Genomic DNA, 23028 nt, shown 5'->3' with positions numbered 1-23028 from the left:
CGCCGCCAGGCCCGGGAGGCGGCCCTGTGCTCACTCCCTCCGGCCACCCACCTCACCCGATGTCCGGCGGATCGATCCGGATCCGTACGGGCTCACTCCCCCCACGCGCCATCCGCGCAGCCTGCGCGGCCTTCAACGCCGCGGCGAGCGCCGACCCGCTGCCGGGCGGCACCCGGACGAGGACCCGCTCCCAGTGCTCACCCGGAGGCGGCCCACCGACCCGCCGAGGACGCCCCGCCTCCGTGACGTGCATCGGCACGGGCCCCAGCACCTCGGCGTCACCGGGCAGTTCGGCGGCGGCGAGGAACTCCGCCAGCGCCTCCGGCACACCGGACACGGCCGCCATCCGCGACACCGGGGGAAACCCGAGCTCGGCGCGCTCGGCGAGTTCGCGGACGGCGTGCCCCACGGGATCCCACCGTACGAGCGCCTGCACGGGACGGAGCGTCGGCTCGGCGACGGCCACCACGGTCCCCCCGGCGCCTTGTGGACGCACCAGCGAGGCCGCGCCGATCCAGCGCCGCAGCGCCTCCTCACCGGCCCGCAGGTCGGGTCGTCCGAGCATCGCCCAGCCGTCGAGCAGCAGCGCGGCCGCGTAGCCGCCGTCGGCGACCGGCTCGGCGCCCGGTGTGCTCACGACCAGCGCGGGCGCGCCCGGCACCGTGTCGAGCACCTGCTCACGTCCGGACGTCCGCACGGGGACCGCCGGAAACGCCCGCCCCAGTTCCTCCGCGGTCCGCCGCGCGCCCACGATCTGCGCCCGCAGCCGGAACCCACCGCACTCGGGGCAGTGCCAGGCCGCCTCGTCCCGACCGCACCACGTACACCGCAGCGCCCCCGCGTCCTGCGACTCCAGGGGCCCCGCGCAGTGCCGGCACCGCGCGGCCGCCCGGCACTGCGCACAGGCCATCCGCGGTACGTAGCCCCGCCGGGGCACCTGCACCAGCACCGGCCCGTGCCGCAGCCCTTCCCGGACCACCTGCCAGGCGATCGTGGGCAGCCTCGCGGCCCTGGCGGCCTCGTCCCGCGCGAGATCCCCGTCCCCCACGGTCCGCACCAATGGCGCGACCGCCCGCACCTGCTCACGCTCGGCGACCAGCGGCAGCGCCCAGCCGCTCTCGACCAGCTGCGCCGCCTCGACCGTGCAGCTCCAACTCCCCAGCAGAAAGGCGCACTTGTCGTGAGCGGCCCGCAGCAGCAGCACCTCCCGCGCGTGCGGCTGAGGAGCGTGCGGCTCGCTGTGGCTGCCGTCCCCGTCGTCCCAGATGGCCACCAGGCCCAGGTCCCGCACGGGCGCGAACATGGCGGCCCGGGTCCCCACCACGGCCCGTACGGACCCACGCCGCACGGCGAGCCACTCGCGGTACCGCTTCTCCGGCCCGGCCTCGGCGGTGAGGACGGCATGCCGCCCCTCCCCCAGCAGTGAGGTCAGCGCGGCGTCGACGCGCGAGACGGCCCGCCCGTCCGGCACGACCACGAGCGCGCCCCGCCCCGAGGCGAGCGTCGCTCCCACGGCTCGCGCCAGCTCCTCGGCCCAGCCGGGTCCCGGCAACGCGTTCCACACCGCTCGCGGCGCTCCCCCCGCCGCGAGCGACTCAAGAAAGGCCGTGCCCCGCCCGTACCGCGCCCAGGACCCCACCTCGGGCACCCCGGGAACCGGCAGCGGCGCGGGCGAGTCCTTGCCCTCCGCCCGGGCGTTGCGCGGCGGCACGGCCAGCTGAAGCACATCGGCGAGACTGCCCGCGTACCGGTCCGCGACAGCACGGGCGAGGCCCAGCAGCTCCTCGCTCAGCACCGGCTCGGGCGAGACGACCTGAGCCAGGGCGGCCAACGGCCCCGCGTAGTCCGACTCGGCGAGCCGCTCGACAAGAAACCCGTCGATCAGCCCGCCGCCCTCGCGGCGCCCCTCCCGCACCCGATGACGCCCGGCCCCGAACCGCACCCGCACCCGCACCCCGGGCCGCGCCTGCGCATCGAGGTCCTCGGGAACGGCGTAGTCGAAATACCGGTCGAGATGCAGCACACCCTTGTCCACGAGCACACGCGCGACGGGCAGTTCCTTGGCGAGCGCGGCCCCCCGCCACGTCCGCGGCTTCGCCTTCGGCGCGTTGGCCTTGCGCACACTCTCCCGAATCAACGCAAGCTGCTCAGGCGGCGCACCTTCCGCCCCACCCTCACCATCCCCGTCAGCGCTGCTCACAGCCACATTCCTACCAGAGCGCACCGACACCGCCACGCTGCCTGCGCCCACTCGGTCACGGACCAGAAAGTCCCCGAGGGCGCCGCGACACCAGTCCTCCCGAATTCCAAGCGGCAGCGGCCCGTGATCCAGATTCACCGCACGCCCAAGGCGCACTCCACCCGCCGGGTCTCGGTGGGGCGCGATGGCCGATATCGCTTTCTCGACACATCGTCCGGTGTCGGCTTCCCTCCGCAAGAGGAAACGGGAAACCCCCTATTCGCCTTGATCGGCCCAGCTGCCCGGCCGCACGCTGATGCGGTGCTCGCCGGCTGTCGGCCGGTGAGTGACGGAGGTCGAAGTGCTGGAGCAGTCGCACGACTTCGGGCAGGAACTGCGCAGGCGGCGCTTGGCCGCCCGACTCTCTCTGGAGCAGCTCGGACGGCGCGTGCACTACAGCAAGAGCCAGCTCAGCAAGGTGGAACGCGGCCTCAAGCGTGCGACGCCGGAACTGGCACGACTGTGCGATGCCCAGCTGAAGGCCGACGGTGCGCTCGCCGGATTGGTACCCGTGGTGCGCTCCCGTCCGCCGGTGCCTCCTTCCGATCACGACGATGAGGTGTGGTTGATGCAACTGGGTAAGGACGGTTCGAGCTCTTTCCAATCCCTGACGCGGCGCGGGGTCATCACCGCCGGGGCCGCGTCCGTACTGACCGTGCGAGCAGGTGAGGCACAGTCCCAGCCCTGGATCGACGAAGGAGCAGCGACGGTTGTCGAGGCCGCCCGCCTACTGTTCGACCAGTTTCGGCGACTCGGCCAGGCTTCGGGGCCGGCAGGCGTGCTGCCTCCGCTCATCGCGCAGATCCACAGTCTGGAGCAGCTCGCGCTACGCAGCGGCCCCCGCACGCGGTGTTCACTGCTGGTCCTCGCCTCCCGTTACACCGAGTACGCCGGGTGGATGGCCCAAGAATGCGGCGACGACGCGTCGGCGCTGTGGTGGACCGATCGGGCCGTTCAGCTGGCGCACGCGGGCCACGACACCGGCCTGGCCATGTACGCCCATGTCCGGGGCTCCTTGGTCAGCCTGTACCGCGGTGACGTGTCCGAGGCCGCGCAACTCGCCACCCATGCGCTGGAGAGCACCGCGCCCTCCCGGATCCGCGGGCTCGCCGCCCAGCATCTGGCGCAGAGCACGGCGGTCGAGGGCGACTACGACGCCTGCATGCGCAGCCTCGACCGTGCACGTGAATTGCTCGCACTGGACTCCGCCGACCCCGAGCAGCCGGTGCTCGGCGCATCCCACGTACCGGACGTGGTCTCGATGTTCACAGGCTGGTGCCTCTACGATCTCGGCCACCCACGGCGGGCCGCCGCCCTGCTCGACGTGGAGACACAACGAATCCCCGAGCACGCGCTTCGCACCCGGGCCCGGTACGGCGTCCGGCGTGCGCTCGCCCACGCCGCGGCAGGCGATGTCGACCGGGCGTGCGAAGTGGCCGCCGACATCCTGCCGTCCGTACGGCTCACTCGCTCCGCAACCGTCCACGCCGACCTTCGGCGGCTTTCCCACACCCTCGGACGGCACGCCCGCAACTCTTCGGTACGTGGGCTCGCTCCGGAGCTGGCCTCCTCACTGAACTGCGGCACTCCGTCTTAGAGAGGACCGAATCATGCACGAGATTTTCATCAACTACCGGACCAGGGGCGGCAAGGAAGTCGCCTACATGTGTGACCGGGAGCTGTCAGCGAGGTTCGGGGCGGACAGCGTCTTCCTCGCCAGAAAGTCCATCGATCCCGGAAGCCGTTTCAAGGGAGCACTCGTCCAGGCAGCCCGGCGCAGTCGTGTTCTGCTCGCGGTCATTGACGACCAGTGGCTCGCAGCACCGGATCGGCAGGAGCCCGGCAGGAGGGCCTTGGACAACCCCCAGGACTGGGTACGACGGGAGATCGAGGAAGCCCTGTCCTCCGGCGCACTGGTGATCCCCTTGTTTGTCGGCCGCCATGTCGAACAGCTCGATCCGCATAGCCTCCCGAAGACGATCGAGGAGCTCGCCGAATGCCAGTATGCGCGTCTCGATCTGCACAGCATGGACGCGGATCTGGCCCAGCTCGGCGACCGGCTAGTGCAGCAGGTTCCCGGCCTCGCGGCGCTTGACCGTGCCGCGCGACCGGACGCCACCGCCGAGCCTGTACAGGATGCGACCGTGCGCACCGACCGGCAGGGCGGCGGGATCGGTCAGGTCGGCGGTTCGGTGGGCACCTTCGTGAACGAGGCGCACGCCCCGCTGCACACCGGCAGCGGAAACCAGTACGACGGCCCCCACATCAGCGGCGACGGCACCAACTACATCGCCGGGGACAACCAGGGCGGAATACGCCAGCGGTTCGGATCGCGGCTCCCGCACGAGGGCGACGAGAAGTGACCGACATGTTCGCCACCTTCGTCAACGAGGCCCGGGGCCCGGTCCACAGCGGTCCGGGGCCGCAGTACAACACCTTCCATCTCCAAGCCGCCGAAGCGCGGCTGCGGGTACAGGTGAGCAGAGGTCGTCTGGCCATTTCCAAGGACGATCGCGAGCGCCTCTACCAGCGATTCGTACCACCTCCGCGCATGCGACAGGCCCGCAGTGAACTGCGCGGTTCGCAAACAGTGCTCGTCGACGGACTGCCGGGCAGTGGTCGACGAGCGGCTGCCCTGATGCTGCTCCACGAGCTCTCGGGAACTAGGGGGAGTCTGCACGAACTCCCCGACACCAGTGACGACAGGAACACCTCGCCGCTCGACACACGCGACATAAACGACGGCGACCGACTCCTGCTCGATCTCTCCGAAGTCGACGAATCCCGGTATCTGGCCATCCAGAAGGACTTCCCCGCCTTCCGCGAAAGCCTCATCGGACACGACGCTCATCTCGCTGTGGTACTACCGCACCATCTCGGCTACCTGCGTCACGACGAACTACGACGCTTCATCGTGGAGATCGGCCGCCCTTCGGCCAGGAGACTGCTCGTCCGCCATCTGCGATGCGAGGGCATGGTGCCTTCGGCGGACGAACTCGCCGGTCCGGAACTCACGGCCTACCTACCCCAGGCGCCCGTGCGCGAGGTGGCGGAGCTGGCCGACCGAATCAGGCGCCGCCGGAACTCAGCGGGACCTGAACGCGGTTTCTCCGACTGGCTCTCCGAATCCCTGGCCGATCTCCACGACCAGACCGCGCGCGTGGCGGCGGACCTCTCGAACGAACAGGACGGCCACCGTCGGGCATTGCTGCTGGCCCTCGCGATGTTTCACGGCACCACCCCGGCAACAGTGCTTCAGTCCACCAACGCCCTGCTGGGAGTCCTGAGCCACCCTCCGGATCCCGCACCACGGCTCGACCGGGCGGATCTCCACGCGGAGTTCATGGCGATCGGCGCCGAGACCCAGCCGAACGGCCGTGTGTTCTTCCGTCTCGCCGGCTACGACCGAGCTGTCCGGGACCACTTCTGGACATTTCTGCCGGACATCCGCCGTCAACTGCGCGACTGGTTCAGGACCTGTCTCAAGGAGCCCGGACTCACCCAGTCCGAGCGCGAGGAGGCGGTCGCGAGGTTCACGGCGCAGAGTCTGCGTACCGGCCGTCCCCAGGATCTGATCTGGCTGGCGGAACAATGGACGAGTGGGAGCACGTCGGCCCACCTGGTCCCTGATGCCGCGCAGGTGCTCGCGCTCGGACTGGACGACGACCAGCACGGTCGTTACTTCCGACAGCGGATCTACGACTGGGCCACTGTCTCGGACACGGGCGACACGTTGCGGCGGGTCCTGGTCCTGGTGTGCTCCGCGACCATGGCCCGCTCCCATCCGGACCAGGCACTCGTCCGTCTGCATCACCTGGCACGCAGGGCGGAGGGGCCGACGGGCGTAGCTGCCCAGGGAGCCGTGCTACGACTGGCGAGAAGCGAGAACCGTCTCTACCAGCGGATGCTGGATCGACTCTCCACAAGTATCGCCCAGAAGCGGTGGCCTGCGGACTTCAAGCTGTTCCTGGCAGTCGCCGATCCCGTACGGCTCATCGGGTCTCAGATCGTGCGCGATTCGCTGACCTTGGGCTGGGCCGGAGCGGTGAGCCGGCCCGTCGAATTCTGGGCCCCAGCCGTCGCCCACTGGCTCAACTCGGCGGGCGGCCAGGGTCGTCGCGACTTCGCGCTGGACGTACTCGTCGCGGCCTGCGCGACGGACAGCCACGTCTCGGGGCGCCTCTATCGGGTCGCTCTCGACTGGCAACGCGAGGGCCCGGACCTCACCGGCGAGCGGGCGAACACCGTCTACCAACTGCTCGAGAAGATCAATACCGCTCAGGGCATCGAGTCCTACGAACAAGCCGTCTGACACCGAATGCGAGGGCTTTCCATGCGCTCTGGCCAAAAGACGATGACGCTTTTCCTCACCGTCATCCTGGGACTGATCCTCGTCATCCTCGGGCTGAGCGTTGGCTGGCCGTGGTGGGCTTGGCCCACCACGGCCGTGCTCCTCTTGGTCATCGCGCTGGTGACGCATCGCACCCTGGCTCCGGAGCACGAAGCGTTTCCGCGTGAATTCCTTCCGGAACCCGACCTCCCGCTGCCGGAACCCCAGCGCCAGGAGCATCGCATCACGCACGTGGCCCTGCCGAGTTCCGTCGCGGACTACGATTTCTCCTTCTCGGCCACGGTGCGATGGCTGGTGCTGGAAACGGCAGGGGACGCCCCCTACATCAACCCTGCCGGCCTGGCCGTCGACGCTGTGCTCCAGCGCGCTCGCGGGGTAACGGCCCAACAGCCGCCCCATCGAAGCACCTTCGCACAGCACCAGCTCGACGGAGCTCTGGGCACCATGCGCCCGGACTCCCACGGTCGCGTCATGGCGATGGCGCAGGACGTCTCACTCAGCCTTCCCGAGTCCGATCGCGAGCGTCTCGCCAAACTCTCCAGCGTCCGCAAGGACGAGGACGTCTGGGAACACGAGCGCAACTACGAACGCAGTAAGCGCACCTACCTGGGCGATGACGTTCTCAAGGACACCGGCAGCGCCGTGGTGTGGTGGCTCTCACAGAACGAAAGGGAAGTCGAGGGAGCAGTGGACCGGATCGGCATGCTCGCCCGCCTGTCCGCCGCCGCCAACAACGAGGGTGTCGCACCGGTCTTCGAGCACCTGGTGTCCCCGCCATCGGAGCCGTACGCCGAAAACCACGTCGGTCATCGGCCTCCGTCCGAGTGGGAGGAAACCCAGGACATCACCGGTGCGGCATCGAACAAAGGGACGGATCCCGCACCTTCGCTCGACGCGTTCCTGGCGTGGTTCGGCTTCTCACCCTCCGATCCGGACCTGGAACTGTTCGCCGGGCGGCTCATCAAGCTGGCCCGCGTTCACGGCAAATCGGAGGTGGCCGATGAGCTCGGGCGACGCTTTGGCCAGGAGCGGGCGGACGCGGACGACGTCGGAGAAACGGCCCCGGAGCCGGAGGAGTAAAACACCGAAGCCCGGCACCCCCCAAGGGGCACCGGGCCTCACCGTGAAACCGGCCCTACAGGCCGACAGCCTTACGCAGCGCCTCCACGCGATCCGTCCGCTCCCACGTGAAGTCGGGCAGCTCGCGCCCGAAGTGACCGTACGCGGCGGTCTGGGCGTAGATCGGGCGGAGCAGGTCGAGGTCGCGGATGATGGCCGCCGGGCGGAGGTCGAAGACCTCGGTGATGGCGGTCTCGATCTTCTCGGCGTCGACCTTGGCGGTACCGAAGGTCTCGACGAAGAGACCGACGGGCTCGGCCTTGCCGATGGCGTACGCGACCTGGACCTCGCAGCGGGTGGCGAGGCCCGCGGCGACGACGTTCTTGGCGACCCAGCGCATGGCGTACGCGGCGGAGCGGTCGACCTTGGACGGGTCCTTGCCCGAGAAGGCGCCGCCGCCGTGGCGGGCCATGCCACCGTACGTGTCGATGATGATCTTGCGGCCGGTGAGGCCGGCGTCGCCCATCGGGCCGCCGATCTCGAAGCGGCCGGTCGGGTTGACCAGCAGGCGGTAGCCCTCGGTCTCCAGCTTGATGCCGTCGTCCAGGAGGGCCTTCAGCTCCGGCTCGACCACGAACTCGCGGATGTCGGGGGTCAGGAGCGATTCCAGGTCGATGTCGGAGGCGTGCTGCGAGGAGACGACGACCGTGTCCAGGCGGACCGCCTTGTCACCGTCGTACTCGATGGTGACCTGGGTCTTGCCGTCCGGGCGCAGGTAGGGGATCGTCCCGTTCTTGCGGACCTCGGAGAGGCGGCGCGCGAGGCGGTGCGCGAGGTGGATCGGGAGCGGCATCAGGGCCGGCGTCTCGTCCGTCGCGTAGCCGAACATCAGGCCCTGGTCGCCCGCGCCCTGCTTGTCGAGCTCGTCCTCGTCACCCTCGACACGATTCTCGTACGCCGAGTCGACGCCCTGCGCGATGTCGGGCGACTGCGCGCCGATGGACACCGAGACGCCGCAGGAGGCGCCGTCGAAGCCCTTCTTCGAGGAGTCGTAACCGATCTCGAGGATCTTGTCGCGCACGAGCTGCGCGATCGGCGCGTACGCCTTGGTGGTGACCTCTCCGGCCACGTGCACCAGACCGGTCGTGATCAGCGTCTCCACGGCGACCCGGGACTTCGGGTCCTCCCGCAGAAGCGCGTCGAGAATGGTGTCACTGATCTGGTCAGCGATCTTGTCGGGGTGACCCTCGGTCACAGACTCCGAGGTGAACAGGCGACGGGACACAACGCTCCCTGAGGTTGCAGCGGCTGCTGGCTGATCATTGGTGAACGGCCGGGGGCTGCGCCCGGCGTCGTCCGCGAACAGTTTATCGGTCGCACTCACCCACAGGCCCATCTGTCTCGCTTCTCGGAAGCGCTGTGACCTGCGGCACGGGCATTCTGCGCTATCCCGCTAGATTTTCGCCAGGGCCGCCACGCCCGTTCTCGCGCGTCCCGAGGCCCCTGTCGAGGCAATCGGGGCGTTCCCGCCGGCCGAGATTTCACGTGACTGAGACGTTCACCGGAACCGGGGGACCACCAGATCCCAGACGGTGTCGGCCAGCGCCTCCTTCGGCCCGTACGGCACCGGGGTCTCGCTGCCGTCGGCCCCGAGCACCACGGCCTCGCTCTCCTCGGCTCCGAAGGTCTTGCGCTCCCCCACCTCGTTCACCACCAGGAGATCGCATCCCTTGCGCCGGAGTTTCGTCCGTCCGTTGGCGAGTACGTCGTCGGTCTCGGCGGCGAAACCGACGACCACCTGGCCGGGGCGGGGCCGGTCCGCGGAGATCTCGGCGAGGATGTCCGGGTTGCGGACGAGCACGATCGGCTCCGGCTCCTGGCCGTCCCTCTTCTTGATCTTCCCGGTCGCGTACGCCGCCGGGCGGAAGTCCGCGACAGCGGCGGCCATGACCACCGCGTCGGCGTCCGAGGCCGCCTTCAGCACCGCCTCACGCAGTTGCACGGCGGTTCCGACCTGGACGACGTCGACACCCGCCGGGTCCGGCATCGCGGTGTTGGCGGCGATCAGCGTGACCCGGGCGCCCCGCGCGGCCGCCGTGCGGGCGAGGGCGTACCCCTGCTTGCCGGAGGAACGGTTGCCGAGGAAGCGGACGGGGTCGAGCGGCTCACGCGTGCCGCCCGCGCTGACGACGACATGGCGCCCGGCGAGATCCGGCTCGGCCACGCCGCGCGCGAGCACCCGCCGGCAGATCTCGAAGATCTCCGCGGGCTCGGGGAACCGCCCCTTGCCGGTGTCGACGCCGGTCAGCCGCCCCACGGCGGGCTCGATGACGACGGCACCCCTGCGACGCAGCGTCGCCACGTTCTCCCGCGTCGCCGGGTGCTCCCACATCTCGGTGTGCATGGCGGGCGCGAATACGACCGGGCAGCGGGCGGTGAGGAGGGTGTTCGTGAGGAGGTCGTCGGCGAGGCCGTGGGCCGCCTTGGCTAGCATGTCGGCCGTCGCCGGGGCCACCACGACCAGGTCGGCGTGCTGGCCGATGCGGACGTGCGGCACCTCGTGGACGTCCGTCCAGACCTCGGTGGAGACCGGGTGCCCGGAGAGGGCGGACCAGGTGGCGGCGCCGACGAAGTGCAGGGCGGACTCCGTCGGCACGACGCGTACGTCATGGCCGGACTCGGTCAGCCGGCGCAGCAGCTCACAGGCCTTGTACGCGGCGATGCCGCCGCTGACCCCCAGCACGACCTTCGGCTTGTCCACCGGGCCTCCCCAACTCTCGAAAACGTTCGACAACTCTCGGAAACGTTCAACCCCATGACACACCACAGGCCCGGCAGTCGCGCTGCCGGGCCTGGGATGAAGAGAGAACAGTGACTACTGAGCGGGGCCCTCTACGGCCTCGGAGGTCAGCAGACCCGCGTTGATCTCGCGGAGCGCGATAGAAAGCGGCTTCTCGTGGACGTGAGTGTCCACCAGGGGACCGACGTACTCGAGGAGACCCTCACCGAGCTGCGAGTAGTACGCGTTGATCTGACGGGCACGCTTGGCCGCGTAGATCACCAGGCTGTACTTCGAGTCGGTGGCCTCGAGGAGCTCGTCGATCGGAGGGTTGATGATGCCCTCGGGAGCGGTGATGGAAGAGGACACGCTCTGCCTTCCGAAAAGGGAAAAAGACCTGAAAGATCAAACAACTTCCATCAAGGCTAGCAGCTCACGTGCTACATCCTCGACGGAGGTGTTGACAAGGGTGACATCGAACTCGGTCTCGGCCGCCAGTTCGATCTTGGCCGCCTCCAGGCGGCGCTCGATCACCTCGGGCGGTTCGGTGCCCCGACCGGTGAGCCTGCGCACCAGCTCCTCCCAGGAGGGCGGAGCCAGGAACACGAGCAGGGCCTCCGGCATGGACTCGCGGACCTGCCGGGCGCCCTGGAGATCGATCTCCAGGAGAACCGGCACACCCGTCTCCAGGTGCTCCAGTACGGCGGCACGCGGCGTCCCGTAGCGGTTGCCGGCGAATTCGGCCCACTCCAGGAGTTCGCCGTTGGCGATCAGCTTGTCCATCTCCTCGTCACTGACGAAGAAGTAGTGGACTCCATGCTTCTCACCGGGGCGCGGCTTGCGGGTCGTCGCCGACACCGAGAGCCAGACCTCGGGGTGTTCCTTGCGCATATGAGCGACGACCGTGCTCTTGCCGACCCCTGAGGGACCGGAGAGCACGGTCAGCCGCGGACGTTCACTCATGCAGCGATTATTCCAGCAATCCCGGGGTGCCCAGAACTCAGGCGCCCGAGCCGCCGAACTCACGCTCCAAGGAGGCGATCTGGTTCGAACCGAGGCCGCGTACACGGCGGCTCTCGGAGATCCCCAGTCGCTCCATGATCTGCTTGGCACGGACCTTGCCCACGCCCGGCAGGGACTCGAGGAGAGCGGAGACCTTCATCTTGCCGATGACGTCGTTCTCCTGACCCTGCTTGATGACCTCGTGAAGGGAGGCGCCGGAGTGCTTGAGTCGATTCTTGACCTCGGCCCGCTCCCGGCGAGCCGCGGCGGCCTTTTCGAGCGCGGCTGCGCGCTGTTCAGGGGTAAGGGGCGGAAGAGCCACGCCTACGTCACCTCGGATGTCGAACTGTCGGATACGGACCGGTGAGGAACCTAGTCGCCCCACACCTGGGGAACCGCGAGCAACACGCTTGCCCGGTGCCCCCCACTCCCTTACGAGCGCGGGAGGGGCTCCCACTCGACGGAGACTAGCGGGCAAGTGCGCCAGAGTCAGCGAGAACAGCGGAAAAGTCCTGGTCAGCCTCCCTGGAGCCTGACATTTCAGACATACCGCCCCGGATTTGAGAATGTATCCAAGATCGAGGCCCTCCAAAGGCGTCCACCGGAGGACTCCCCGGGACCGTCGACGGACCGCGAAACGGCCGCCGACGGTCCACGGACGCGCCGCCGAAGGCCTGCCGCGAGGCCCTCGGACAGCTCACGGACGGCTCAGGCGGCCGTCACCGCGGCCCTGATCTCCTCGGCGAAGCCCGCCGCGGCCTCCCGCAGCGCGACGACACCGGGACCGTGACGCAGAACACCCCGGCTGACATTCGGGACGACATTGCGCACCGCCGCGCCGAAGACACCCGCGAGATCGGCCGCGGTGGCCCCCTGAGCGCCGATCCCTGGCGCGAGGAGCGGTCCGTTGATGTCCAGGTCGTACGAGGAGAGATCGCCCAGCGTGGCGCCCACCACCGCCCCGTAGGAACCCAGGGGCGCCTCCCCCGCGTTCTCGGCGGCGAGGTGGGCCAGCACGGTCGCTCCGACGTTCCGGCCGTCGGCGCGGACCGCGTGCTGCACCTCGCCGCCCTCCGGGTTGGAGGTGAGCGCGAGGACGAAGAGGCCGGCCCCGTTCTCGCGGGCCAACTCGACCGCGGGCCGCAGCGAGCCGTAGCCCAGATACGGCGACACGGTCAGCGCGTCCGAGAACAGTGGCGCGTCCTTGCGCAGGAAGGTCTCCGCGTAGGCGGCCATGGTCGAGCCGATGTCACCACGCTTGGCGTCCATCACCACCAGCGCCCCGGCGGCCCGCGCCTCCTCGACCGACCTTTCCAGTACGGCGATGCCGCGCGACCCGAAGCGCTCGAAGAACGCGCTCTGCGGTTTCAGGACGGCGACCCGGTCGGCCAGCGCCTCCACGACGGTGCGGCTGAAGCGTTCCAGGCCCGCGATGTCGTCGCTCAGGCCCCAGTCGGCAAGCAGCGAGGCGTGCGGGTCGATGCCGACGCACAGCGGGCCGCGGTCGTCCATCGCACGGCGCAGACGTGCTCCGAAGGGCTCCAGGCTCATGCGGACTTCCTCACGTCGGCGCCGACCGCGTCGGCGAGGGTGGCGTACGGGCTCGTGTCCAGCCGAGCGGCCAGCCCCTTGTGGATGGCGCGGGCCCAGAACGGGCCCTCGTAGACGAAGGCGCTGTAGCCCTGGACCAGCGTGGCGCCGGCCAGGATGCGCTGCCAGGCGTCCTCGGCGTTCTCGACGCCGCCGACGCCCACCAGGGTGATCCGGTCGCCCACGCGCGCGTAGAGACGGCGCAGCACCTCGAGGGAGCGTGCCTTCAGCGGCGCGCCCGAGAGGCCGCCGGTCTCCTTGACCAGCTCGGGTTGGGACTTCAAACCGAGTCCATCGCGCGCGATGGTGGTGTTCGTGGCGATGATCCCGTCCAGGCCGAGTTCCACGGCGAGGTCGGCGACCGCGTCGATGTCGTCGTCGGCGAGGTCGGGCGCGATCTTGACGAGGAGGGGAACCCGCCGGTCGGTGACCGCGCGGTCGGCGGCCTCACGGACGGCGCTCAGCAGCGGCCGCAGCGCCTCCGTGGCCTGGAGGTTGCGCAGCCCCGGGGTGTTCGGCGAGCTCACGTTGACCACGAGGTAGTCGGCGTGCCGGGCCAGCCGCTCGGTCGACTTCACGTAGTCGCCGACGGCTTCCGACTCCGGTACGACCTTGGTCTTGCCGATGTTGACGCCCACGACGGTCCTGAAGACGGGCGTACGGGCGGCCAGCCGCTCGGAGACGGCCGCGGAACCCTCGTTGTTGAATCCCATGCGGTTGATCAGCGCCCGGTCCGGCACGAGCCGGAACAGCCGCTTCCTGGGGTTGCCGGGCTGCTGCTCCCCGGTGACCGTGCCGATCTCGACGTGGTCGAAGCCGAGCATCGACATCCCGTCGATCGCGACGGCGTTCTTGTCGAAGCCGGCGGCGAGCCCGAACGGGCCGTGCATCCGCAGGCCGAACGCCTCGGTGCGCAGTTCCTCGTGGCGGGGAGCGAGCACGGCCGCGACGAAGGTGCGCAGCACGGGGACACGGGCCGTGAGCCGGATCCAGCGGAAGGCCAGGTAGTGGGCCCGCTCGGGGTCCATTCGCTTGAAGACGAGGTTGAAGAAGATCTTGTACATGGGTGTCCTCACGAAGACAGGGTGTCCTCACGAAGAGAGGGACACCGTTTCCGGTGTCCCCCTCGGGGCTGCTAGTCGCGGGCCGCGATCAGATGCTCGGCGTGTTCCTGGAGTGAACGCACGCCCACGTCACCGCGGTTGAGCGCGTCGATGCCCTGGACGGCGGCGGCGAGTGCCTGAACCGTCGTCAGGCACGGCACGGACCGCGCGACGGCCGCCGTACGGATCTCGTAGCCGTCGAGGCGGCCGCCGGTGCCGTAGGGCGTGTTGACGATGAGGTCGACCTGACCGTCGTGGATGAGCTGGACGATGGTCTTCTCGCCGTTGGGGCCCACGCCCTCGCTCTGCTTGCGTACGACGGTGGCGTTGAGGCCGTTGCGCCTGAGCACCTCGGCCGTGCCGGACGTGGCGAGCAACTCGAAGCCGTGGGCGACCAGTTCACGCGCCGGGAAGATCATCGAGCGCTTGTCGCGGTTGGCGACGGAGATGAAGGCGCGGCCCTTGGTCGGCAGCGGACCGTACGCGCCCGCCTGGGACTTGGCGTACGCCGTGCCGAACACCGAGTCGATGCCCATGACTTCACCGGTGGAGCGCATCTCCGGGCCGAGGACCGTGTCGACGCCGCGACCGTGGATGTCGCGGAAGCGCGACCACGGCATGACGGCCTCCTTGACGGAGATCGGCGCGTCGAGCGGCAGCGTGCCGCCGTCGCCGTTGGCCGGGAGCAGGCCCTCGGCCCGCAGTTCGGCGACGGTCGCGCCCAGCGAGATCCGGGCGGCGGCCTTGGCCAGCGGTACCGCGGTCGCCTTCGAGGTGAAGGGGACGGTGCGGGAGGCACGCGGGTTGGCTTCGAGGACGTACAGGATGTCCCCGGCCAGCGCGAACTGGATGTTGATCAGTCCGCGCACACCCACGCCGCGGGCGATGGCCTCCGTGGAGGCCCGCAGGCGCTTGATGTCGAACCCGCCGAGGGTGATCGGCGGCAGCGCGCACGCCGAGTCGCCGGAGTGGATCCCGGCCTCCTCGATGTGCTCCATGACGCCGCCGAGGTACAGCTCCTCGCCGTCGAACAGGGCGTCGACGTCGATCTCGATCGCGTCGTCCAGGAACCGGTCGACGAGGACCGGCCGGGAGGGGCTGATCTCGGTCGACTCGGCGATGTAGGAGGACAGTCGCGTCTCGTCGTACACGATCTCCATGCCGCGTCCGCCGAGCACGTACGACGGCCGCACCAGGACGGGGTAGCCGATCTCGTCGGCGATGGCCTTGGCCTCGGCGAAGGTGGTGGCGGTGCCGTGCTTGGGCGCGGGGAGGCCCGCCTCCGCGAGGACCCGGCCGAAGGCGCCGCGGTCCTCGGCGGCGTGGATGGCCTCGGGCGAAGTGCCCACGACCGGCACGCCGTTGTCCTTGAGCGCCTGCGACAGGCCGAGCGGGGTCTGGCCGCCGAGCTGCACGATGACACCCGCGACCGGACCGGCCAGCGTCTCCGCGTGGACGATCTCCAGCACGTCTTCCAGCGTCAGCGGCTCGAAGTACAGACGGTCGGAGGTGTCGTAGTCCGTCGAGACGGTCTCGGGGTTGCAGTTGACCATCACGGTCTCGTAGCCGGCGTCGCTGAGCGCGAAGGAGGCGTGGACGCAGGAGTAGTCGAACTCGATGCCCTGGCCGATGCGGTTGGGGCCGGAGCCCAGGATGATGACCGCGGGCTTCTCGCGGGGAGCGACCTCCGTCTCCTCGTCGTAGGAGGAGTAGAAGTACGGCGTCTTCGCCGCGAACTCGGCGGCGCAGGTGTCGACCGTCTTGTAGACCGGGCGGATACCGAGCGCGTGCCGCACCTCGCGGACGACGTCCTCGCGGAGCCCGCGGATCTCGGCGATCTGCGCGTCGGAGAAACCGTGCCGCTTGGAGTCCGCCAGCAGCTGGGGGTCCAGCTTGTCGGCGGCGGCCAGTTCGTCCGCGGTCTCCTTGATCAGGAACAGCTGGTCCACGAACCACGGGTCGATCTTCGTGAACTCGAAGACCTCCTCGGGAGTGGCACCCGCGCGGATGGCCTGCATGACGGAGTTGATGCGCCCGTCGGTCGGCCGGACGGCCTCTTCAAGAAGAAGCGCCTTGTCGCCGGGGTCGCCGACGAAGGTGAACTGGCTGCCCTTCTTCTCCAGCGACCGCAGCGCCTTCTGGAGCGCCTCGGTGAAGTTGCGGCCGATCGCCATGGCCTCACCGACCGACTTCATGGTCGTGGTCAGCGTCGAGTCGGCGGACGGGAACTTCTCGAAGGCGAACCGCGGGGCCTTGACCACGACGTAGTCGAGCGTCGGCTCGAAGGACGCCGGGGTCTTCTCCGTGATGTCGTTCGGGATCTCGTCGAGGGTGTAGCCGACGGCGAGCTTGGCCGCGATCTTGGCGATCGGGAAGCCGGTCGCCTTGGAGGCGAGGGCGGAGGAACGCGACACCCGCGGGTTCATCTCGATGACGATGATCCGGCCGTCCTCGGGGTTCACCGCGAACTGGATGTTGCAGCCGCCGGTGTCCACGCCGACCTCACGGATGATCGCGATGCCGATGTCCCGCAGGCGCTGGTACTCGCGGTCGGTCAGCGTCATCGAGGGCGCGACGGTGATCGAGTCGCCGGTGTGCACGCCCATCGGGTCGAAGTTCTCGATGGAGCAGACGACCACGACGTTGTCGTTCCTGTCGCGCATCAGCTCCAGCTCGTACTCCTTCCAGCCGAGGATGGACTCCTCGATGAGTACCTCGGTGGTCGGCGAGAGCGTGAGTCCCTGGCCCGCGATGCGGCGCAGCTCCTCCTCGTCGTGCGCGAAACCGGAGCCGGCGCCGCCCATGGTGAAGGAGGGACGGACGACGACCGGGTAACCGCCCAGCGTCTCCACGCCCTTCAGGACGTCCTTCATGGAGTGGCAGATCACGGAGCGGGCGGACTCGCCGTGCCCGATCTTCGCGCGGACGGCCTCGACGACACCCTTGAAGAGGTCGCGGTCCTCGCCCTTGTTGATCGCCTCGACGTTGGCGCCGATCAGCTCGACCCCGTACTTCTCCAGGACACCCTGCTCGTGCATGGAGATGGCGGTGTTCAGGGCCGTCTGACCGCCCAGGGTGGGCAGCAGCGCGTCCGGCCGCTCCTTGGCGATGATCTTCTCGACGAACTCCGGGGTGATCGGCTCGACGTACGTGGCGTCGGCGATCTCCGGGTCGGTCATGATCGTCGCCGGGTTGGAGTTGACCAGGATGACCCGCAGGCCCTCGGCGCGCAGGATGCGGCACGCCTGGGTGCCTGAGTAGTCGAACTCGGCGGCCTGGCCGATGACGATCGGGCCGGAGCCGATGACCAGGACGGACTGGATATCGGTGCGCTTAGGCACGCTGGCCCTCCATGAGCTCTACGAAGCGGTCGAACAGGTAGGCCGCGTCGTGCGGGCCCGCCGCCGCCTCGGGGTGGTACTGGACGCTGAAGGCCGGCTGGTCGAGGAGCCGGAGACCCTCGACGACCTGGTCGTTCAGACAGACGTGGGAGACCTCGGCGCGGCCGTAGGGGGTGTCGGACACCTTGTCGAGCGGCGCGTCGACGGCGAAGCCGTGATTGTGCGCGGTGACCTCGACCTTGCCGGTCGTTCGGTCCTGCACCGGCTGGTTGATGCCGCGGTGGCCGTATTTCAGCTTGTAGGTGCCGAAGCCGAGCGCGCGGCCCAGGATCTGGTTGCCGAAGCAGATGCCGAACAGTGGTGTCTTCCGCGCCAGCACCTCCCGCATGACGGCGACGGGGCCGTCGGCGGTCGCCGGGTCCCCGGGACCGTTCGAGAAGAACACCCCGTCGGGGTTCACCGCGAACACGTCCTCGGCCGTGGCGGTCGCGGGCAGTACGTGCACCTCGATGCCCCGCTCCGCCATGCGGTGCGGGGTCATGCCCTTGATACCCAGGTCGACAGCCGCGACGGTGAACTTCTTCTCGCCGATCGCGGGGACGACGTACGTCTCCTTGGTGGCGACCTCGGCGGCGAGGTTCGCGCCCTTCATCTCGGGCGCCCGGCGCACCTCGGCGAGCATGGTCCCGTCGTCGGGCAGCGCGTTCCCGGAGAAGATGCCGACGCGCATCGCGCCCCGCTCGCGCAGGTGGCGGGTGAGCGCCCGGGTGTCGATGCCGCTGATGCCGACGACGCCCTGGTTGCGCAGTTCCTCGTCCAGCGAGCGCCGGGAGCGCCAGTTGGAGGCCACGCGCGCGGGATCCCGTACGACGTATCCGGCGACCCAGATGCGCCGCGACTCGGGGTCCTCGTCGTTGACGCCGGTGTTGCCGACGTGCGGGGAGGTCATCACGACGACCTGGCGGTGGTACGACGGGTCGGTGAGGGTCTCCTGGTAGCCGGTCATGCCGGTGGAGAACACCGCTTCGCCGAAGGTCTCCCCCACGGCCCCGTAGGCACGGCCGCGGAAGATCCGGCCGTCCTCCAGGACGAGTACGGCGGGAACCTTCACGGCTCCCCGGGTGGAGGTCGTCATCGTGCGCCTTCCGTGTCGTTGATCTCGCTGATCATGCTGTTCAGGGTGTCGACCCATTCGTTGTGCTCGGCCGCGCGGTCGGAGCGGAAGCCCGAGTCGATCAGCCGGTCGCCGTGCGCCCAGGTGACGACGAGCAGACCGCCCTCGGTGAGGACCTTGCCAGCGATGCCCTTGTCGAGCCGGGCCTCACGGAGCCGCGCGAGCGGGACGAAGAAGTCCGCGGCTCCCGGGCGTACGACGTCCAGGCCCGCGTCCGTCAGCGTCAGCTCGACCCGGCTGCGGGTACCCAGGCCGTGCGCGACGATCCGGTCCAGCCACTGCCCGGCGGTGGTGGAGCCGTGGTAGCGACCGGTCAGCTCAAGTCTCACCGGACCCAGCTCGGACGGCGCGGTGGGCAGCTCCGGCAGGTCGCCCTGGAGGGTGCCGCGCCACTTCCAGCCCTCGCGCATCAGCCAGTAGAGGAGCGCGACGAAGAGCGCGAGGCCGACGAGCCAGCCGATACGGGCGGCCCAGTCGGTCACTTCCGCCGACTTCTGTTCGGCGGCGATCATCATCTGAGGTGTCACGCGAGCTTCCCGTCCACGAGGGTGGCCTTGCCCCGGAGCCAGGTGTGCGTGACACGGCCCGGCAGCTCACGGCCCTCGTAGGGGGTGTTGCGGCTGCGCGAGGCGAAGCCCGCGGGGTCCACGGCTCCACGGTATTCGGTGTCGACCAGCGTGAGGTTGGCGGGCTCACCTGCCGAGACGGGACGGCCGTGGCCCACGGCCCGGCCGATCCCGGCGGGCCTGACGGACATGCGGTCCGCGACGCCGGCCCAGTCGAGCAGCCCGGTCTCCACCATCGTCTGCTGCACGACGGACAGCGCGGTCTCCAGACCCACCATGCCCATGGCGGCGGCGGCCCACTCGCAGTCCTTGTCCTCGTGCGGGTGCGGCGCGTGGTCGGTGGCGACGATGTCGATCGTGCCGTCGGCGAGCGCCTGACGCAGGGCCAGCACGTCACGCTCGGTGCGCAGCGGCGGGTTGACCTTGTAGACCGGGTTGTACGTGCGTGCCAGCTCGTCGGTGAGGAGCAGGTGGTGCGGGGTCACCTCGGCGGTGACGTCGATGCCGCGGGACTTGGCCCAGCGGACGATCTCGACGGACCCGGCGGTCGACAGGTGGCAGATGTGGACGCGGGATCCGACGTGCTCGGCGAGCAGGACGTCCCGGGCGATGATCGATTCCTCGGCGACCGCGGGCCAGCCGCCGAGGCCCAGCTCGGCGGAGACGACACCCTCGTTCATCTGCGCGCCCTCGGTGAGCCGCGGCTCCTGCGCGTGCTGCGCGACGACTCCGCCGAAGGCCTTCACGTACTCCAGCGCCCGGCGCATGATCACCGCGTCGTCCACGCACTTGCCGTCGTCGGAGAAGACCGTGACCCCGGCGGCGGACTCGTGCATGGCGCCGAGTTCGGCGAGCTTCTTGCCCTCCAGGCCCACGGTGACGGCGCCGATGGGCTGTACGTCGCAGTAGCCGTGCTCCTGGCCGAGCCGGTAGACCTGCTCGACGACACCGGCGGTGTCCGCGACGGGGAAGGTGTTGGCCATGGCGAACACCGCGGTGTAGCCGCCGGTCGCCGCCGCCCGGGTGCCGGTCAGCACGGTCTCGGAGTCCTCGCGGCCCGGCTCGCGCAGATGCGTGTGCAGGTCGACGAGCCCCGGCAGCAGCACCTTGCCGTCCGCCTCGACGACCTCCGCGCCCTCGTCGGAGAGCCCGGTGCCGACCGCCTCGATGACCGTGCCGTCGATGAGGACGTCCTGCGGCTCGCCGCCGAGCACCCGCGCACCACGGATAAGGATCTTGCTCATGTGCTTACTTCTCCTCGGTACGGGTGTGGGTGACGGCGGGCTCGTTGCCGCCAAGGAGCAGGTAGAGGACGGCCATCCGGATCGAGACGCCGTTGGCGACCTGCTCGACGACGGTGCAGCGGTCCGAGTCGGCCACTTCGGCGGTGATCTCCATACCGCGAACCATCGGGCCGGGGTGCATCACGATGGCGTGCTCGGGCATCTTCGCCATGCGGTCGCCGTCGAGGCCGTAGCGCCGCGAGTACTCACGCTCGGTCGGGAAGAACGCCGCGTTCATCCGCTCCCGCTGCACACGCAGCAGCATCACGGCGTCGGACTTGGAGAGCGTGCGATCGAGGTCGTACGAGACCTCGCAGGGCCAGGTCTCGACACCGACCGGCACCAGGGTGGGCGGGGCGACGAGGGTGACCTCGGCGCCGAGGGTGTGCAGCAGGTCGACGTTGGAGCGGGCGACCCGGCTGTGCAGGATGTCGCCGACGAGCGTGATCCGCTTGCCGGCCAGGTCCTGCCCTATCCCCGCGTCCCGGCCGACCAGCCGGCGCCGCATGGTGAAGGCGTCCAGCAGGGCCTGCGTGGGGTGCTGGTGGGTGCCGTCGCCCGCGTTGATGACGACCGAGTCGATCCAGCCGGAGGTCGCGAGCCGGTAGGGGGCTCCGGAGGCGCCGTGCCGGATGACGACGGCGTCGACACCCATGGCCTCCAGCGTCTGCGCGGTGTCCTTGAGGGACTCGCCCTTGGAGACGCTCGACCCCTTGGCGGTGAAGTTGATCACGTCGGCGGAGAGCCGCTTCTCCGCCGCCTCGAAGGAGATCCGGGTACGGGTGGAGTCCTCGAAGAAGAGGTTGACGACGGTACGGCCGCGCAGGGTCGGCAGTTTCTTGATCGGCCGGTCGGCGACTCGGGCCATCTCCTCGGCGGTGTCGAGGATCAGGACGGCGTCGTCGCGGGAGAGGTCGGCGGCCGAGATGAGATGACGCTGCATCTTTCAGGCTCCGTAAGGAAGTTCAGTTCGCGGGAGAATTCGGGCGCGCGGCAGCACGAGGGCGCACGACAGAGACGGACGCCCTCGCGTGGCTACTGCTCGCCGCCCGTGGAGGTCCGCTTCGCTCCGAGCAGGACGGTGTCGCGACCGTCCTCCTCGGCGAGCTGGACCTTGACCGTCTCCCGCAACGACGTGGGGAGGTTCTTGCCGACGTAGTCGGCGCGGATGGGCAGTTCACGGTGACCGCGGTCGACCAGGACCGCCAGCTGTACGGCGCGCGGACGGCCGATGTCGTTCAGCGCGTCGAGCGCCGCGCGGATGGTCCGGCCGGAGAAGAGCACGTCGTCGACGAGGACGACGAGGCGGCCGTCGATGCCGTCGGCGGGAATCTCCGTGCGGGCCAGCGCACGCGGTGGATGCATGCGCAGGTCGTCGCGGTACATGGTGATGTCGAGGGAGCCGACCGGGATCTTGCGGCCGGTGACCTCCGCCAGCTTCACGGCGAGCCGCCGGGCGAGGAAGACGCCCCGGGTCGGAATGCCGAGAAGCACCACGTCGTCGGCGCCCTTGGCGCGTTCGACGATCTCGTGGGCGATGCGGGTCAGTACCCGCGCGATGTCGGGGCCTTCGAGAACCGGCCGCGCATCGGACTCGTAGCTCTGCTTGTCGTGCTCGGTGTCCATAGGAAACGGACCTCCTTCTCCGCCTCACGGGACGGATCATTAAAGGACGTCGGAATTGCGCCATCCACGCTACCAGCCCCGCAACACACCTGATCACCCCCCCTTCGAGCCATCGCTGGTGGCCCTCACGGAAGAGTCGGTCCGGACCATTCGGCTTGACGGGGCAGAGTAACGCTGCGTAACCTCACAGTGAGTCACCAGCCGCGCGGCCGAGCCGCACGTTGATACAGCGTCCGGGGAGCTATATGTCCAGCGAATACGCCAAACAGCTCGGGGCCAAGCTCCGGGCCATCCGCACCCAGCAGGGCCTTTCCCTCCACGGCGTCGAGGAGAAGTCCCAGGGACGCTGGAAGGCGGTCGTCGTCGGTTCGTACGAGCGCGGAGACCGCGCCGTAACCGTGCAGCGTCTTGCCGAGCTCGCGGACTTCTACGGGGTTCCGGTGCAGGAGCTGCTGCCGGGCACCACTCCGGGCGGGGCCGCCGAGCCGCCGCCGAAGCTGGTCCTGGACCTGGAGCGGCTGGCCCACGTGCCCGCCGAGAAGGCCGGCCCGCTCCAGCGCTACGCCGCGACGATCCAGTCGCAGCGCGGTGACTACAACGGCAAGGTGCTGTCGATCCGCCAGGACGACCTGCGCACGCTCGCCGTCATCTACGACCAGTCGCCCTCGGTCCTCACCGAACAGCTGATCAGCTGGGGTGTCCTGGACGCGGACGCGCGCCGCGCGGTCTCCCACGACGAGGGCTGATCCCAAGCAGCGCCTGAGCAGAAACGTGGCGCCCGGGGGGGGGGGGGGCCGCCCACGGGCCCCCCCCCCCCCCGCGCCCGGGGGCGCCGGCGCCCCCCCCCCCCCCCCCCCCCCCCCCCCCGCGGGGCGGCGGGGGGGTCCGGCCAGCAGTCGGGACAGGCGGTCGAGC

At 69.7% G+C, this 23028-nt stretch carries 19 protein-coding genes; 5 read left to right on the top strand and 14 right to left on the bottom strand.

Translation table 11 applies throughout. The features are described from left to right. Positions 1-52: 52 nt before the first annotated feature. Positions 53-2200, bottom strand: coding sequence for a primosomal protein N' (locus ACIBLC_RS40335; RefSeq protein WP_399216476.1), 2148 nt, complete (start codon positions 2198-2200; stop codon positions 53-55). Between the two features lie 340 nt (positions 2201-2540). Here ACIBLC_RS40335 and ACIBLC_RS40330 point away from each other — a divergent pair, with 340 nt between their 5' ends. Genes ACIBLC_RS40330 through ACIBLC_RS40315 form a run of 4 tightly spaced genes read left to right on the top strand, consistent with a single transcriptional unit; the run spans position 2541 to position 7670 of the window. Further along, positions 2541-3836: a helix-turn-helix domain-containing protein gene (locus tag ACIBLC_RS40330; RefSeq protein ID WP_399216475.1), complete on the top strand. Its 1296-nt coding sequence runs from the start codon at positions 2541-2543 to the stop codon at positions 3834-3836. A gap of 13 nt (positions 3837-3849) precedes the next feature. Then, positions 3850-4602 (top strand): TIR domain-containing protein, encoded by a 753-nt coding sequence (locus ACIBLC_RS40325; protein WP_399216474.1) that lies wholly within the window; start codon positions 3850-3852, stop codon positions 4600-4602. A gap of 5 nt (positions 4603-4607) precedes the next feature. After that, positions 4608-6551, top strand: coding sequence for an ABC transporter substrate-binding protein (locus ACIBLC_RS40320; protein ID WP_399216473.1), 1944 nt, complete (start codon positions 4608-4610; stop codon positions 6549-6551). A gap of 42 nt (positions 6552-6593) precedes the next feature. Next, a complete protein-coding gene (locus ACIBLC_RS40315; protein WP_399216472.1) occupies positions 6594-7670 on the top strand; it encodes a hypothetical protein in 1077 nt (358 codons plus the stop codon). A gap of 55 nt (positions 7671-7725) precedes the next feature. Here ACIBLC_RS40315 and metK read toward each other — a convergent pair whose 3' ends face one another. The 13 genes from metK to pyrR all read right to left on the bottom strand — a co-directional run bounded on the left by metK (position 7726) and on the right by pyrR (position 22113). After that, positions 7726-8934, bottom strand: coding sequence for a methionine adenosyltransferase (gene metK / locus ACIBLC_RS40310; RefSeq protein ID WP_399216471.1), 1209 nt, complete (start codon positions 8932-8934; stop codon positions 7726-7728). A gap of 273 nt (positions 8935-9207) precedes the next feature. Continuing rightward, positions 9208-10410 (bottom strand): bifunctional phosphopantothenoylcysteine decarboxylase/phosphopantothenate--cysteine ligase CoaBC, encoded by a 1203-nt coding sequence (gene coaBC / locus ACIBLC_RS40305; RefSeq protein WP_399216470.1) that lies wholly within the window; start codon positions 10408-10410, stop codon positions 9208-9210. Positions 10411-10524: 114 nt separating this feature from the next. Further along, positions 10525-10797, bottom strand: a complete 273-nt coding sequence (gene rpoZ / locus ACIBLC_RS40300) for a DNA-directed RNA polymerase subunit omega (RefSeq protein WP_003982715.1) — start codon at positions 10795-10797, stop codon at positions 10525-10527. 36 nt (positions 10798-10833) lie between these two features. Beyond that, complete coding sequence (gmk, locus tag ACIBLC_RS40295; RefSeq protein WP_399216469.1) at positions 10834-11391, bottom strand: guanylate kinase; 558 nt, start codon at positions 11389-11391, stop codon at positions 10834-10836. Between the two features lie 37 nt (positions 11392-11428). Beyond that, on the bottom strand, positions 11429-11752 hold the full coding sequence (locus ACIBLC_RS40290) for an integration host factor (protein WP_016638838.1): 324 nt from the start codon (positions 11750-11752) through the stop codon (positions 11429-11431). A gap of 386 nt (positions 11753-12138) precedes the next feature. Beyond that, positions 12139-12981 carry an orotidine-5'-phosphate decarboxylase gene (gene pyrF / locus ACIBLC_RS40285; RefSeq protein ID WP_399216468.1) on the bottom strand — a complete coding sequence of 281 codons (843 nt, stop codon included), beginning with the start codon at positions 12979-12981 and terminating at the stop codon, positions 12139-12141. Next, positions 12978-14084, bottom strand: coding sequence for a quinone-dependent dihydroorotate dehydrogenase (locus ACIBLC_RS40280; RefSeq protein ID WP_399216493.1), 1107 nt, complete (start codon positions 14082-14084; stop codon positions 12978-12980). The genes pyrF and ACIBLC_RS40280 overlap by 4 nt, the downstream gene beginning before the upstream one ends. A 71-nt stretch (positions 14085-14155) precedes the next feature. Then, a complete protein-coding gene (gene carB, locus ACIBLC_RS40275) occupies positions 14156-17464 on the bottom strand; it encodes a carbamoyl-phosphate synthase large subunit (RefSeq protein ID WP_399216467.1) in 3309 nt (1102 codons plus the stop codon). Further along, positions 17457-18599 (bottom strand): glutamine-hydrolyzing carbamoyl-phosphate synthase small subunit, encoded by a 1143-nt coding sequence (carA, locus tag ACIBLC_RS40270; RefSeq protein WP_399216466.1) that lies wholly within the window; start codon positions 18597-18599, stop codon positions 17457-17459. Before carA ends, carB begins: the two co-directional genes overlap by 8 nt. Then, positions 18596-19153, bottom strand: a complete 558-nt coding sequence (locus tag ACIBLC_RS40265; RefSeq protein WP_399216492.1) for a hypothetical protein — start codon at positions 19151-19153, stop codon at positions 18596-18598. Before ACIBLC_RS40265 ends, carA begins: the two co-directional genes overlap by 4 nt. Positions 19154-19161: 8 nt before the next feature. Then, positions 19162-20448 carry a dihydroorotase gene (locus ACIBLC_RS40260; RefSeq protein WP_399216465.1) on the bottom strand — a complete coding sequence of 429 codons (1287 nt, stop codon included), beginning with the start codon at positions 20446-20448 and terminating at the stop codon, positions 19162-19164. 4 nt (positions 20449-20452) lie between these two features. Further along, positions 20453-21430 (bottom strand): aspartate carbamoyltransferase catalytic subunit, encoded by a 978-nt coding sequence (locus ACIBLC_RS40255; RefSeq protein WP_399216464.1) that lies wholly within the window; start codon positions 21428-21430, stop codon positions 20453-20455. Positions 21431-21522: 92 nt separating this feature from the next. Beyond that, positions 21523-22113: a bifunctional pyr operon transcriptional regulator/uracil phosphoribosyltransferase PyrR gene (gene pyrR / locus ACIBLC_RS40250; RefSeq protein WP_399216463.1), complete on the bottom strand. Its 591-nt coding sequence runs from the start codon at positions 22111-22113 to the stop codon at positions 21523-21525. 245 nt (positions 22114-22358) lie between these two features. Here pyrR and bldD point away from each other — a divergent pair, with 245 nt between their 5' ends. Further along, positions 22359-22859 carry a transcriptional regulator BldD gene (gene bldD, locus ACIBLC_RS40245; protein WP_067366005.1) on the top strand — a complete coding sequence of 167 codons (501 nt, stop codon included), beginning with the start codon at positions 22359-22361 and terminating at the stop codon, positions 22857-22859. Positions 22860-23028: the final 169 nt, after the last annotated feature.

It is taken from the genome of Streptomyces sp. NPDC050535, assembly GCF_044457665.1.
GTDB lineage: Bacteria > Actinomycetota > Actinomycetes > Streptomycetales > Streptomycetaceae > Streptomyces.
Note: the sequence above shows the minus strand (reverse complement) of the source record. Positions and strands in the feature narration are given on the sequence as shown.

Excerpts from the sequence above, each read along its gene's own strand:
- ACIBLC_RS40325 (WP_399216474.1), top strand. The coding sequence starts at position 3,850 with ATGCACGAGATTTTCATCAACTACCGGACCAGGGGCGGCAAGGAAGTC.
- ACIBLC_RS40320 (WP_399216473.1), top strand. The coding sequence starts at position 4,608 with ATGTTCGCCACCTTCGTCAACGAGGCCCGGGGCCCGGTCCACAGCGGT.
- ACIBLC_RS40315 (WP_399216472.1), top strand. The coding sequence starts at position 6,594 with ATGACGCTTTTCCTCACCGTCATCCTGGGACTGATCCTCGTCATCCTC.
- gmk (WP_399216469.1), bottom strand. The coding sequence starts at position 11,391 with ATGAGTGAACGTCCGCGGCTGACCGTGCTCTCCGGTCCCTCAGGGGTC.
- pyrF (WP_399216468.1), bottom strand. The coding sequence starts at position 12,981 with ATGAGCCTGGAGCCCTTCGGAGCACGTCTGCGCCGTGCGATGGACGAC.
- ACIBLC_RS40280 (WP_399216493.1), bottom strand. The coding sequence starts at position 14,084 with ATGTACAAGATCTTCTTCAACCTCGTCTTCAAGCGAATGGACCCCGAG.
- carA (WP_399216466.1), bottom strand. The coding sequence starts at position 18,599 with ATGACGACCTCCACCCGGGGAGCCGTGAAGGTTCCCGCCGTACTCGTC.
- ACIBLC_RS40265 (WP_399216492.1), bottom strand. The coding sequence starts at position 19,153 with ATGATGATCGCCGCCGAACAGAAGTCGGCGGAAGTGACCGACTGGGCC.
- ACIBLC_RS40260 (WP_399216465.1), bottom strand. The coding sequence starts at position 20,448 with ATGAGCAAGATCCTTATCCGTGGTGCGCGGGTGCTCGGCGGCGAGCCG.
- ACIBLC_RS40255 (WP_399216464.1), bottom strand. The coding sequence starts at position 21,430 with ATGCAGCGTCATCTCATCTCGGCCGCCGACCTCTCCCGCGACGACGCC.
- pyrR (WP_399216463.1), bottom strand. The coding sequence starts at position 22,113 with ATGGACACCGAGCACGACAAGCAGAGCTACGAGTCCGATGCGCGGCCG.
- bldD (WP_067366005.1), top strand. The coding sequence starts at position 22,359 with ATGTCCAGCGAATACGCCAAACAGCTCGGGGCCAAGCTCCGGGCCATC.